The organism is Kribbella ginsengisoli (assembly GCF_039537185.1).
Classification (GTDB): Bacteria; Actinomycetota; Actinomycetes; order Propionibacteriales; family Kribbellaceae; genus Kribbella; species Kribbella koreensis.
This window is the reverse complement of record NZ_BAABAA010000002.1, coordinates 1,084,453-1,096,806: the sequence shown is the minus strand read 5'-3', so window position 1 is coordinate 1,096,806 and position 12,354 is coordinate 1,084,453. Positions and strand designations below refer to the sequence as shown.

Sequence of the window (12,354 nt, the reverse complement as noted above, 5' to 3'; positions counted from 1 at the left end):
GCTCAGTCGCGAAGAGTGACGGGGCCCGTGATCGACGGCGTGCGCGAAGGTCTCCGCGCGCGCTCGAGCCCTGTGTAGGTCACTCATGAGTTCTCGTTCTCCTCAATGGCCGATCGGGGTCACCGAAAGGTCCTCACACAGGCAAACGAGGAAACTCCCTGACGGGTTACGAAAGACATTCGTTGTCATCCTCCTCACCTCAAGTCCTTGGGGATAACCTTCGCCAAGTGCCGGACGGCCCTCAGTTGCAGTTGCTTGACGGCGCCCTCGGATTTCTCCAGCGCCTTGGCCGTCTCCGCGATCGACAGACCGGCGAAGAATCGCATCGTCAGGCAGTCGCGCTGCTCCTCGGGCAGCGCGGCCACGGCGTCCCGCAGCACCTCGGCGGTGGCCGCGGCCAGCACGTCCACCTCCGGGCCCTCGGTCTGCCGGTCGTGCGTCTCGATCTCGTCGGTGACCACCTCGAGCCGGACCCGGCCCGACTTGTAGTGGTCGGTGATCAGGTTCCGGGCGATCGTCACCAGCCAGGCGCCGAAGTCCCGGCCCTGCCAGCGGAACGAGTCCAGTGCGCGCAGCGCCCGGACGAACGTCTCACTGGTCAGGTCCTCCGCGAGCGCCGAGGACGACACCCGCGCGTAGATGTAGCGATACACGGTCAGCGAGTACTCGTCGTACAGCTCGCCGAACGCACCGACGTCCCCTGCCTGGGCGCGATCGACGAGCTCTGCGCGTCTCATCCCGTCCGGGCTTGGCTCCGGCGTCGTCAAGTTCTCTCCCCGTTCAACTGACACGTCTGCGTCTGACACGCCCACTGATGACACGTTCTTGCAAGACACTGCCGCGGATGGCCACAGCGGCTGAGACAGCACCGAGCGTTACGCCTAAGGCACCCGCTGTCAACAGCGCGCGGCGTGCCGCCTTCCGTCCGGTCCGATAATCACGCACCTTCCAGCCCGCCACCTCGGCATGCCGGCGGAGCCTGGAATCGGGGTTGATCGCGCAGGGATGGCCCACCAACTCGAGCATCGGCAGATCGTTGACCGAATCCGAGTAGGCCGCACAATCGGCCAGGTGAAGCCCTTCGTGCGCCGCCAGCGCGCGGACCGCCTCCGCCTTCGCCGGACCATGCAAGATATCGCCGACCAAATGTCCTGTATAGACCCCGTCTCGCGTTTCTGCAATCGTTCCCAGCGCTCCGGTCAGACCGAGCCGGCGGGCCATCAGGCGGGCCACCTCGACCGGCGACGCGGTCACCAGCCAGACCCGCTCGCCCGCGTCCAGGTGCTGTTGGGCGAAGGCCTTGGTGCCCGGCCAGATCTTGTCGGCCATCAGCTCGTCGAAGATCTCCTCGACCAGGATCTGTACTTCGGCCACCCGGTGCCCGGCGATGAACGAGAGCGCCGACGAGCGCGCGTTGGCGACCGATTCGGGCGTTTCGCCCTGCAGCCGGAACCTGAGCTGGTCGACCGCCTTGCGGGCGATCTCGGCGCCGGTGAAGAACTTGCGCCGGTACAGACCTCTGGCCAGGTGGTACACCGAGGCGCCCTGCAGCATGGTGTTGTCCAGGTCGAAGAACGCGGCCGCATGCGTCACCGGCGGGGTCTGCAGCGCAGCCTCCAGTTCGGCGGCGGCGGCGCTCGCCTCCCCGGCCAGCACCGACCGGGCGCGCAGATCGCGCGTCGTTGGTCGAGTCACAGGATGGACCCTAGCGCTGTCGTGACAGACTCGCCTGGTGAACTTCAACTTCGCGGATGTTCTTCGTGACACAGCGCGACGTCACGGCGAACGTCAGGCGCTGGTCGACGGGGATCGGCGGCTGACCTACGGCCAGCTCGACGAGGCCGTCGACGCGGCTGCCCGGGGGTACTCGGCGGCCGGTCTCGTACCGGGGTACCGGGTGGTGCTGCTGATGGCGAACAGCATCGAGTTCGTTACCTCCTACCTGGGATGTCTTCGCGCCGGACTGGTCGCCGTACCGCTCAACACGGGCCTGACCAAGGGCGAGATCGGCAACGTGATCGCGCACTCCGGAGCCCGTCTGGCGGTCGCCGACGGGGACCTCGCGGACAAGCTCGAAGGGGTCAGAGTGGTCCGGCCCGGTGAGCTCACCGGTGACGCTCCGCTTACGCCACAGACCGACCCGGAGGCCCTCGCGGTCCTGCTCTACACGTCCGGGACGAGCGGCGACCCGCGCGCGGCGATGCTGACCCACCGGGCGCTCGGCGCGAACGTCCGGAACCTGGCCGATCTCGGCGAGGACCGGATGGGTCCCGAAGACGTCGTGCTCGGCGTGTTGCCGATGTTCCACGCCTTCGGCCTCAACGCGGTGCTCGGCTGGGCCGTCGCGACCGGAGCGCAGCTGGTCATCGAGGCACGCTTCGACTCCACCGCGACCGTCGACCTGATCCGCCGGTACGCCGTGACGCGCCTCCCGCTCGCCCCACCGGCTCTGAACGCGTTCATCGCCCGCCCGGACCTGAAGGAAGCGCTCAGTACGGTCAAGGTCGTGCTCACCGGCGCGTCGACCCTCGATCGAGGGCTCGCGGACCGGTTCGAGCAGGCCAGCGGACTGTTCGTGCACCAGGGCTACGGCCTGACCGAGGCCTCGCCCGGCGTCACCACGACACTCGGTGAAGACGAGCCGAAGCCGGGTTCGGTCGGCCGGCCGCTGCCGCACGTGGAGCTGCGGATCGCCGACGAGCAGGGTGAGGACGTCGAGGGCGACGACCCGGGCGAGATCCTGATCCGTGGCGAGAACCTGTTCTCCGGCTACTGGCCGGACGGGGTCGACGGCCCGGACGACGAGGGCTGGTACCGCACCGGCGACGTCGGCTTCCTGGACGCCGACGGCGACCTGTTCCTGGTCGACCGGCTCCGCGAGCTGATCATCGTGTCCGGCTTCAACGTGTTCCCGAGCGAGGTCGAGGAGGTCCTCGTCCAGGCGCCGGGGGTGCGGGAGGCCGCCGTCATCGGCGTACCGTCCGAGGACACCGGTGAGGCGGTCAAGGCGTTCGTCGTACCGGCGACCGGCGCGGCGCTCGACCCGGTCGCGATCGGCGAGTACGCCGCGACCCGGCTGGCCCGGTTCAAGTGCCCGGTCGAGATCGAGGTGGTCGACCACCTGCCGCACTCGGTCACCGGCAAGGTCGCGAAGGGCCGGCTGCGCGAGGCGGACCGATGAGCGACCGGGTCACCCTCTACGGCAAGCCCGGCTGCCACCTCTGCGACGACGCCCGGGCGATCGTCGCCGCGGTCTGCGCCGAGCTCGGGGTCACCTGGAGTGAGATCGACATCACCCAGGACGAACAGCTCTTCAAGGAGTACGGCGAGCAGATCCCGGTCACCTTCGTCGACGGCCGCCAGCACGACTTCTGGCGGGTCGACCCGATCAGGCTGAAGAGGGCCTTGACAAGTTAGTGCTCTTGACCACTTGCGCGGTTCTCGATTTTGTTCTCACGTTCACAAGCTCCTAGAGTGGGGTCGTCGCCAGCCGTGAGGCGGTGACTCGCGAACCACCTTTTCCAGGAGAATTGTGACGCCTGCCCGCAGCCGTCGCCCCGGCGCGCCGACGAGAACCGAACGCGGCATTCCCGAGGCCACTGTCGCGCGCTTGCCGGTGTATCTGAGGGCCCTGACCGCCTTGTCGGACAGTGGCATCGCCACCGCGTCGAGCGAGGATCTGGCGACCGCCGCCGGGGTCAACTCGGCCAAGCTGCGCAAGGACCTGTCCTACCTGGGCTCCTACGGCACCCGCGGGGTCGGCTACGACGTCGAGTACCTGCGCTACCAGATCGCCCGCGAGATCGGCGTCACCCAGGACTGGGCGGTCGTCATCGTCGGGATCGGGAACCTGGGCCACGCGCTGGCCAACTACTCCGGCTTCGGCACCCGCGGCTTCCGGATCGTCGCCCTGCTGGACGCGGATCCGACCCTGGTCGGCGAGCAGATCGGCGACATGATCGTCCGGGACTTCGCCGAGCTCGAGGAGATCGTCGCGGCCGACCGGGTCTCGATCGGCGTGATCACCACGCCGGCCGGTCCGGCGCAGGAGGTCTGCGACCGGCTTGTATCAGCCGGCGTCACCAGCATCCTCAACTTCGCACCGGTGGTACTGACCGTGCCGACCGGCGTCGACATCCGCAAGGTGGACCTCTCGATCGAGTTGCAGATCCTGGCGTACCACGAACAACGAAAGTCCGGAGAGGCGGCGCTCCCCGAGGTGCCCGAACTGCCAGCGATGAACGGTGTGGTCTCCGATCTGCCCAGCGTCGGCGGGGGTGTCGGCCTGTGAACGAGCGAAGCGAGTTCACCAATGAGCACAGCAGCGTCGGCTCATCTGCGCCCGCAGCGAAGCGAGGACGCAGATGAGCTACCTGGTCGTCGGGATCTCGCACCGGTCCGCTGAGATCTCTGTACTCGAGCGGGTGGCCCTCGATCCGGACGCGGCCACCAAGCTCGCGCTCGCGGTCCAGCACACCCCGGCGGTGACCGAGTCGGCCGTCCTGGCCACCTGCAACCGCACTGAGGTCTACGCGAACGTCGACCGCTTCCACGCCGGCATGGACGAGGTCACCGCGATCCTGTCCGACGTCACCGGCGTACCGCTGCTGGACCTGGCCGAGCACCTCTACGTGCACTTCGAGGAAGGCGCCGTCTCGCACCTGTTCCAGGTCGCGGTCGGGCTGGACTCGATGATCGTCGGCGAGAGCCAGATCCTCGGCCAGCTGAAGGAGACGCTGCGGATCGGTCAGGACCTGGAGACGATCAGCTCCGCCCTGAACCCCTTGTTCCAGCAGGCGTTGCGGGTCGGCAAGCGGGCCCGGTCCGAGACCGGCATCGACGCGGCCGGGCGCTCGGTCGTGTCCGCGGGGCTCGAGGCCGTGGGCGGCTACGAAGGCCGTCGCGCCCTCGTCGTCGGGGCCGGCTCGATGGCTTCGCTGGCAGCCCAGACGCTGCTCGCGGGCGGCGCGGCCAGCGTGACGATCGCGAACCGCAACTACGACCGCGCCGTCGCGCTGGCGGACCGGATCGGCGGTACGGCGATCAAGCTCGCCGACGTCCCCTCCGCCATGCGTGAGGCCGACCTGATCGTCTCCTGCACCGGCGCGCGGGGCGTGGTGCTGACCGAAGAGATGGTTCGCGACGCCGCGGACGGCCGGCCGCTCGGCGTACTGGACATCGCGCTGCCCCGCGACGTCGATCCCGCGGCCGCGCGGATCGAGGGCATCACCTTGGTCACGCTGGCCGACCTCGCCCGGACGGCGGGCGGCAGCGCGGACGACATCGACGAGGTACGCCGGATCGTCGGCGAGGAGACGGGTGCCTTCGAGGCGACCCGCCGCGCCGCGTCGGTGCTGCCGACCGTGGTCGCGCTCCGGACGATGGCCAGCGAGCTGGTCGACGCCGAGCTGGCCAGGCTGGACCGCAGGCTGCCCGGGCTGGACGAGATCCAGCGCGGCGAGGTGGCCCGGACCATCCGGCGGGTGGTCGACAAGGTGCTGCACACGCCGACCGTCCGGGTGAAGGAACTGGCCGCCGATCCGGGCGGCCCGACCTACGCCGACGCGCTGCGGGAGCTGTTCGCGCTCGATCCCGCCACCGTGGACGCGGTCACCGCTCCCAAGACTTCGCAGGCAACCGGAGGTGATCCCGCATGATCAGGCTCGGAACGCGCAGGTCGGCGCTCGCGACAGCCCAGGCGACCCACGTGGCCGACCAGCTGCGGGCCCTCGGGCACGAGGTCGAGCTGGTCCCGATCGTCACCACCGGCGACACCAACCGGGCACCACTCGAGCAGATCGGTGGTACCGGGGTCTTCGTCAGCGCGCTGCGCGACGCCCTGCTCGCCGGTGAGATCGACATCGCGGTGCACTCGCTCAAGGACCTGCCGACCACGCCGGAGGCCGGGCTGACGCTCGGCGCGATCCCGCAGCGGGAGGACCCGCGCGACGTGCTGGTCGCCCGCGACGGGCTGAGCCTCGGTGAGCTGCAGACCGGCGCCCTGGTCGGGACGGGTTCGCCGCGCCGGGTGGCGCAGCTGGAAGCCCTCGGACTGGGCCTGGAGCTGACCGGGATCCGCGGCAATGTCGACACGCGGATAGCAATGGTCACGGATGGCAAATTGGACGCGGTGGTGCTCGCAAGGGCAGGGTTGGCCCGGTTGGGCCGGCTTTCGGAGGTCACCGAGACGCTGGATCCGATCCAGGTGCTGCCGGCACCGGGACAAGGTGCCCTGGGCATCGAATGCCGCGACGACGATGACGTGGTGCTCAAAGCCCTTGCACCGTTGGAGGATCCCGCAGTACGCGCAGCGGTGACGGCCGAACGGCAGATGCTGGCCACGCTCGAGGCAGGGTGCACGGCTCCGGTCGGCGCGCTCGCCGAGGTGGTCGAGGGTGAGGACGGGCCGGAGCTGTGGCTGCGGGGAGCGTTGGGCCAGGACGGCGGCGTACGGCGGCTGTCGGCGAACGGGCCGGTGGACGACCCACGGGCTCTGGGCCGGCGCCTCGCGAACGAGTTGCTGGAGCAGACATGACACCGGCACGGGGAACGACGCACGCGAGCACGAGTACGGGTACGAGCACGAAGACGAGCAGGACAAGGGCAAAGGCGACAGCAGACGTGAGCAGCGCGAAGACAGCGGCCACCCCGGCACCCCAGAAGGTGCCGGCCAAGATCGCCGCCAGCACCACGACCGCCAAGCAGACCAGGCCACTCGGCCACGTGACCTTCGTCGGCGTCGGCCCGGGCGATCCCAGCCTGCTGACGATCGCCGGCCGGGACGTGCTGGCCAACGCCGACGCCGTCGTGGTCGAGGGTCCTGAGCACGACGCCTTCCTGGCGTACTGCAAGCCGGGCGTCGAGGTCATCGACGGCTCCGGCGCCGAGGGCAGCCGGGCGCTGCGGGTCGCGGCCCGCGCCCGGCTGGTGGTGAAGACCGCCAAGGCCTCGTCGAACGTGGTCCGGTTGCTGACCGGCGACCCGTTCACCTTCTCCAGTGGGGCCGAGGAGGCGTCCGCCTGCCGCAAGGCCGGCATCAGCTTCAACGTGGTTCCCGGGGTCAGCGAGGTGAGCGCCGTTCCGGCGTACGCCGGGATCCCGCTGACGATGAAGAGCGACCGCGAGGTCACGGTGCTGGACCTGGCCGAGGCCAAGCTCGACTTCAGCCGGCTGCACCCCAAGCAGACGCTGGTACTGCTGAACGCGACCGAGGTTCTGAAGGACACCACCGCCGCGCTGATCGAGTCCGGCTTCGACGCCGGTACGCCGGTCGCCGCGACCGTCGGCGGCACCACCACCGCGCAGACCTCGGTGGTCGGGACGCTCGGCACGATCGTCGCGGACCTGCGGGCCGCCAAGCTGGTCGGCGAGGCCGTGATCGTGGTCGGCGCCGTCGTCGAGCAGCGCGAGTCGCTGTCCTGGTTCGAGACCAAGCCGCTGTTCGGCTGGCGGATCCTGGTGCCGCGCACCAAGGACCAGGCCGGCCCGCTGATGGACCGGCTGCGCCGCTACGGCGCGATGCCGGAAGAGGTGCCGACCATCTCGGTCGAGCCGCCGCGCAACCCGCAGCAGATGGACAAGGCCATCCGTGGCCTGGTCGAGGGCCGCTACGAGTGGGTCGCCTTCACCTCGGTGAACGCGGTCAAGGCGGTTCGGGAGAAGTTCGACGAGTACGGTCTGGACGCCCGGGCGTTCTCCGGGCTGAAGATCGCCGCGGTCGGCGAGAAGACCGCCGAGGCGATCGGTGCCTGGGGCATCCGGCCGGACCTGCTGCCGTCGGGTGAGCAGTCCGCCGCCGGGCTGGTCGAGGACTGGCCGCCGTTCGACGAGGTGCTGGACCCGATCAACCGGGTTTTCCTGCCGCGGGCGGACATCGCGACCGAGACCCTGGTGGCCGGGCTGACCGATCTCGGCTGGGAGGTCGACGACGTCACGGCGTACCGGACCGTTCGGGCCGCGCCGCCGCCCGCGCCGACGCGTGAGGCGATCAAGTCGGGCAAGTTCGACGCGGTCGTCTTCACCTCGTCCTCGACCGTGCGCAACCTGGTCGGCATCGCCGGCAAGCCGCACGCGTCGACGGTGATCGCGGTGATCGGCCCGGCGACTCTGAAGACCGCCGAGGAGCACGGCCTGCGCGTGGACGCGATGGCCGAGGCCCCGTCGGCCGAGGAACTGGCCGACGCACTCGCTCGCTTCGGCGCCGATCGTCGTGACACCATGCTGGAGGCCGGGGAGCCGGTCACCCGTCCGTCCGAGCGCCGCTCGGGTTCTCGCAGGAAGAGCTAGGTTCCGCCATGGCTGGTTTCCCGGAGGTTCGTCCGCGGCGACTGCGGTCGTCGGCAGCGGTCCGTCGGCTGGTCGCCGAGACCACCATCGAGCCGCGGCAGCTGATCCTGCCGATGTTCGTCCGGGAAGGCGCGCGCGAGCCGATCGCGATCAGCTCGATGCCGGGCGTCTACCAGCACACGCGGGACACGGCCCGGAAGGCGGTCGCCGAGGCTGCCGCACTGGGCCTCGGCGGGGTGATGCTGTTCGGAGTACCGACCTCGAAGGATGCCAGCGGTTCCGGGGCGATCGACCCGGACGGCATTCTGAACGTGGCGATCCGGGATGCCGTGGCCGAGGCGGGTGACGACCTGCTCGTCATGTCGGACCTCTGCCTCGACGAGTTCACGGATCACGGGCATTGCGGCGTACTGGACTCCGCGGGCCGCGTGGACAACGACGCGACCTTGAAGATCTACGCCGAGATGGGTGTCGCGCAGGCTTCCGCCGGCGCTCATGTCGTCGGCCCTTCGGGGATGATGGACGGCCAGGTCGGCGCGATCCGCACCGCGCTCGACGGCGCCGGCTTCCTCGACACGGTGATCCTCGCGTACGCCGTGAAGTACGCCTCAGCCTTCTACGGCCCCTTCCGCGAGGCCGTCGACTCGTCCCTCCAGGGCGACCGCAAGACCTACCAGCAGGACCCGGCCAACTCCCGCGACGCGATCCGCGAGGTCGACCTCGACATCGCCGAGGGCGCCGACATCGTGATGGTCAAGCCGGCCCTCGCCTACCTGGACATCATCCGCCAGGTCCGCGACCACGTGACGGTCCCGGTCGCCGCGTACAACATCTCCGGCGAGTACGCCATGGTCGAAGCCGCCGCCGCCAACGGCTGGATCGACCGCGAACGAGCCATCGTCGAAACCCTCAACTCGATCCGCCGAGCCGGCGCCGACACCATCCTCACCTACTGGGCAGCCGAAGCAGCCACGCTCCTCAGGTAGAGGCGTCGTACCGGCGGAAAGTCTTGTTGGTCGTCAGGAGGAGGACTCCTAGGACGCAGGCTGCGCCGCCGGTGAGGATGCTGATGGTTGGGCCGGCCAGGCCTGCGACTGTGCCTGCTCGGACGTTGCCCAGGTTGGGGCCTCCCAGGCCGATGATGAAGTCGAGGGAGTTGAGGCGGCCGCGGAGGTCGTCGGGGGTTTTGGTTTGCAGGATGGTGGCGCGGAAGACCGTGGTGACGATGTCGGCGGCGCCCGCGACGGCCAGGAACGTGACGGCCAGCCAGAGGTTGTGAGTCAGGCCTACTGAGCCGATGCCGGCGCCCCAGATCGCCACGGAGATGAGCATGGCGCGGCCTTGGTGGCGGAGACGAGCCAGCGGGCCGGAGAGGATGGCGGCGATCAGGCCGCCGACTCCGATGGCGGCGAAGAGGTAGCCGACGGTTCGCGGTCCGCCACCGAAGCGGGTGGCGGCGAGGGCGGGGAACAGGGCGGTCGGCATCGCCAGGACGGTCGCGTTCAGGTCGATCAGGAAGATCATTCCGATCAGCTTGTGGTTGACGGCGTACTTCACGCCCTCCACCACCGAGCGCAGACCGAGCTTCGACCCACCGCTGTCGGGTGGCATCGGGGGCAGTCGCCGGACGCTGACCAGTACGGCGACGAAGGTCAACGCATCAAGCCCGTACGCCGCTTCGAGCCCGGCCGACGCGATCAGCACTCCGGCCAGCACCGGCGCGGCGATCACCGCCACCTGGAACGACAACTGCGACAACGCGGCAGCAGCCTGCAGCCGCTTCACCGGCAGTACTCGTGGGATGAACGTCCGACGGGCCGGTACGTCGATCGCCGACACCGCGGCAGAAGTTGCCGTAAGCAAGTAAAGCAACCAGACCTGGCGCCAGTCGAGCAACGCCTGGACGGCGAACAGCAGCGAGACGATCATCAACCCGCACCCGGTCAGCAACACCAGCCGTCGCCGATCCACCGCGTCAGCCAGCGACCCGCCGAACAACCCGAGCAGCAACGTCGGTACCAGCGACGCCAGACTGATCGCGCCGACCGCCACCGACGATCCGGTCAGGTCGTACGTCTGAATGGCGACCGCGACCATCGTCATGAAGCTGCCGATCGAGGACAGCGATTGCCCCGCCCACAACCACCGGAACTCCACCGACTCCCGCAACGGCGTCACATCGGCGAACAACCCCGGCCCAGGCACAAACGTCGATTCTCGCCCGGCACCCGCGCCCGGGCAAACGGATTTGCCGCCGTCCGGCACGATGTACAGGACCGGGGGAGGCGAGATGACGACAGCAGCACCGGAACTCACCGCGACCAAGCGGCGGCCCGCCACGTGGTACGGCATCTGGGCGGCCGTCAATGCCGCCCTCGGCGTCCTACTGGCCTACCCGTTCCTGCTGCTCGCCTTGATCGGCCTGCACGCCAGGGCGATGCTGTTCGACCGCCCCGACTCCCCGTTCTCGAACAACGAGATCCAAGGCGGCGAGGCCGACGGCTTCATCCCGCTCGGCATCGTCGCGGCGCTGCTGATCCTGGCCGTGGTGATCGGAATCAACCTGGCGCTGTTCCGTCGTCTCCGGCCGCCATCGGTTGCTGCAAAAGCCGGGCAGGTGCTGACGACAGTCGCACTGTTGATCGCACCGTCGTTCCTGATCTGGTGACGCTTCGCCGCCGGAGCTTCAGCGTTTGACGGTGTAGTCGGACTGGATCAGGCCGGCGCCGAGGGTGCGGGTGGCGTTGTGGGTGAGCGAGATGTCGTGGTCCAGGTCGCCGAACAGGGGCAGACCGGTGCCGAGCAGGACCGGTACGACAGTGATGGTCAGCTCGTTGAGCAAGCCGGCCCGGAGGAAGGTCTGGATGACCTGGCCGCCGTCCGTGTAGACGCGCTTGGCGCCGCGGTCCTCCAGCGTCTGGACCAGGCCGTCGAGGGTGCGGTGCACGATGATGCGCTCATCCGCGTCGGCGTCCAGCGTCGTGCTGAGCACCTCGACCTGTTTGCCCTCATACGGCCAGAAGCCGAAGCTGAGCGCCTTCTCGTACGTGTTTCGCCCCACGACGACGGTGTCCACCGCCGCCATGAACTCGTCGTACCCCGTGTCGCCCGCCTGCTCGCCCCGCTCGGTCAGCCAGTCGATCGACCCGTCCGGGCGCGCGATGAATCCGTCCAGGCTGGTCGCGATGAAAACCGCGGCATGAAAAGTCACTCCCCTTTTGTACAGCCTGCCACCGACAGACCACAGCGAGAGTCAGCGCTTTTGACGAAACTCGTCCACATGCTCCGCCGCCCACTCGCCGAAGCTCCGCGCCGCCCGGCCGCTGACCTCCTTAACCGTCGAGGTGATCAGGGTCGACGGCGGCCGTCCGACATTGGCGAGCAATGCTTCGACCAGCACCGCCGGCCGACCGTCGGCGAGCATCTGCGTCCGCGCGTCCCCGGCCGCGACCGGCTCGAACCGCAGTTCCCGCCCGAGCGCCGTACCGAGCGCCGCGACCTGCTCCGCGCGACTGACGACCGCCGGGCCGGTCAGTACCAACCGCTGCCCGTCGAGGTCGGCTGACGTCAACGCGCGGGCCGCGACGGCGGCGATGTCGCGCTCATGGACAACCGCTGTGGCGGGGATGTCAGGACCCCGCACCACACCCGTACTGCGAACCTGCGCCGCCCACCCCCGCGCGTTGGAGGCGATCGTGTTCGCCCGCAGAATGGTCCAGCTCGCCGCAGCCCCCTCCACCAACGCCTCGAGCTCCGCATGCATCCGATTGATCGGATCCCCGTGCCCCTCGGCCACCCCGGACGACGACAGGTAGACGACCCGCCGCCCCCGGCCGACCTCTTCCAGCACCGCCGGCGCCGCGTCCGCCGTCAGGAACGGCCAGATCAGGAAGACCGTGTCGACCCCGTCCAGTGCGTCCCGAAGGCTCTCCACCTTCGACAGATCTCCGCCGGTCTGACGGGAGAAGGGGCGAACGTCCGCGGCCGGGAGTTGCCGGATCAGCTCGCGGCCGACGTTGCCGGTGGCACCGGTCACCAGGATCTTGGTCATGCCTGGTGACAGCTTCC

13 protein-coding genes are annotated in these 12,354 nt (G+C 69.3%); 8 read left to right on the top strand and 5 right to left on the bottom strand.

Annotated elements, in window-relative coordinates; translation table 11 throughout:
- Positions 1–194 precede the first annotated feature (194 nt).
- Positions 195–737, bottom strand: coding sequence for a sigma-70 family RNA polymerase sigma factor (locus ABD768_RS12670; RefSeq protein ID WP_020388025.1), 543 nt, complete (start codon positions 735–737; stop codon positions 195–197).
- A 43-nt stretch (positions 738–780) separates the two neighbouring features.
- On the bottom strand, positions 781–1,743 hold the full coding sequence (locus ABD768_RS12665) for an HAD family hydrolase (RefSeq protein WP_344840472.1): 963 nt from the start codon (positions 1,741–1,743) through the stop codon (positions 781–783).
- Between ABD768_RS12665 and ABD768_RS12660 the strand changes: the two genes are divergently transcribed.
- The 7 genes from ABD768_RS12660 (at position 1,733) to hemB (ending at position 9,272) form a co-directional block, all read left to right on the top strand.
- Positions 1,733–3,181, top strand: a complete 1,449-nt coding sequence (locus ABD768_RS12660; protein WP_344840470.1) for a class I adenylate-forming enzyme family protein — start codon at positions 1,733–1,735, stop codon at positions 3,179–3,181. The genes ABD768_RS12665 and ABD768_RS12660 overlap by 11 nt on opposite strands.
- The gene (locus ABD768_RS12655; RefSeq protein WP_343975712.1) at positions 3,178–3,417 is read left to right on the top strand and encodes a glutaredoxin family protein; all 240 of its coding nucleotides are present in this window, start codon (positions 3,178–3,180) and stop codon (positions 3,415–3,417) included. Before ABD768_RS12660 ends, ABD768_RS12655 begins: the two co-directional genes overlap by 4 nt.
- A gap of 115 nt (positions 3,418–3,532) precedes the next feature.
- Complete coding sequence (locus ABD768_RS12650) at positions 3,533–4,291, top strand: redox-sensing transcriptional repressor Rex (RefSeq protein ID WP_344840468.1); 759 nt, start codon at positions 3,533–3,535, stop codon at positions 4,289–4,291.
- A gap of 73 nt (positions 4,292–4,364) precedes the next feature.
- Positions 4,365–5,657 (top strand): glutamyl-tRNA reductase, encoded by a 1,293-nt coding sequence (locus ABD768_RS12645; protein ID WP_343975718.1) that lies wholly within the window; start codon positions 4,365–4,367, stop codon positions 5,655–5,657.
- A complete protein-coding gene (gene hemC / locus ABD768_RS12640; RefSeq protein WP_344840465.1) occupies positions 5,654–6,535 on the top strand; it encodes a hydroxymethylbilane synthase in 882 nt (293 codons plus the stop codon). The genes ABD768_RS12645 and hemC overlap by 4 nt, the downstream gene beginning before the upstream one ends.
- Complete coding sequence (locus ABD768_RS12635; protein WP_425552152.1) at positions 6,532–8,286, top strand: bifunctional uroporphyrinogen-III C-methyltransferase/uroporphyrinogen-III synthase; 1,755 nt, start codon at positions 6,532–6,534, stop codon at positions 8,284–8,286. The genes hemC and ABD768_RS12635 overlap by 4 nt, the downstream gene beginning before the upstream one ends.
- 8 nt (positions 8,287–8,294) lie before the next feature.
- Positions 8,295–9,272, top strand: a complete 978-nt coding sequence (gene hemB, locus ABD768_RS12630; RefSeq protein WP_344840463.1) for a porphobilinogen synthase — start codon at positions 8,295–8,297, stop codon at positions 9,270–9,272.
- Here hemB and ABD768_RS12625 read toward each other — a convergent pair.
- On the bottom strand, positions 9,265–10,491 hold the full coding sequence (locus ABD768_RS12625; RefSeq protein ID WP_344840461.1) for an MFS transporter: 1,227 nt from the start codon (positions 10,489–10,491) through the stop codon (positions 9,265–9,267). The genes hemB and ABD768_RS12625 overlap by 8 nt on opposite strands.
- Before the next feature lie 85 nt (positions 10,492–10,576).
- On the opposite strand from ABD768_RS12625, the gene ABD768_RS12620 reads away from it, so the two are divergent.
- Positions 10,577–10,954, top strand: coding sequence for a hypothetical protein (locus ABD768_RS12620; protein WP_344840459.1), 378 nt, complete (start codon positions 10,577–10,579; stop codon positions 10,952–10,954).
- An 18-nt stretch (positions 10,955–10,972) separates the two neighbouring features.
- Here ABD768_RS12620 and ABD768_RS12615 read toward each other — a convergent pair whose 3' ends face one another.
- Together ABD768_RS12615 and ABD768_RS12610 are read right to left on the bottom strand one after the other, a co-directional pair.
- Positions 10,973–11,497, bottom strand: a complete 525-nt coding sequence (locus ABD768_RS12615; protein ID WP_344840457.1) for a dihydrofolate reductase family protein — start codon at positions 11,495–11,497, stop codon at positions 10,973–10,975.
- A gap of 42 nt (positions 11,498–11,539) precedes the next feature.
- Positions 11,540–12,337: a Rossmann-fold NAD(P)-binding domain-containing protein gene (locus tag ABD768_RS12610; RefSeq protein WP_344840455.1), complete on the bottom strand. Its 798-nt coding sequence runs from the start codon at positions 12,335–12,337 to the stop codon at positions 11,540–11,542.
- Positions 12,338–12,354: the final 17 nt, after the last annotated feature.

Coding starts and splice junctions, on each gene's coding strand:
- ABD768_RS12670 (WP_020388025.1), bottom strand. CDS start 737: ATGAGACGCGCAGAGCTCGTCGATCGCGCCCAGGCAGGGGACGTCGGT.
- ABD768_RS12655 (WP_343975712.1), top strand. CDS start 3,178: ATGAGCGACCGGGTCACCCTCTACGGCAAGCCCGGCTGCCACCTCTGC.
- ABD768_RS12645 (WP_343975718.1), top strand. CDS start 4,365: ATGAGCTACCTGGTCGTCGGGATCTCGCACCGGTCCGCTGAGATCTCT.
- hemC (WP_344840465.1), top strand. CDS start 5,654: ATGATCAGGCTCGGAACGCGCAGGTCGGCGCTCGCGACAGCCCAGGCG.
- ABD768_RS12635 (WP_425552152.1), top strand. CDS start 6,532: ATGACACCGGCACGGGGAACGACGCACGCGAGCACGAGTACGGGTACG.
- hemB (WP_344840463.1), top strand. CDS start 8,295: ATGGCTGGTTTCCCGGAGGTTCGTCCGCGGCGACTGCGGTCGTCGGCA.
- ABD768_RS12620 (WP_344840459.1), top strand. CDS start 10,577: ATGACGACAGCAGCACCGGAACTCACCGCGACCAAGCGGCGGCCCGCC.
- ABD768_RS12610 (WP_344840455.1), bottom strand. CDS start 12,337: ATGACCAAGATCCTGGTGACCGGTGCCACCGGCAACGTCGGCCGCGAG.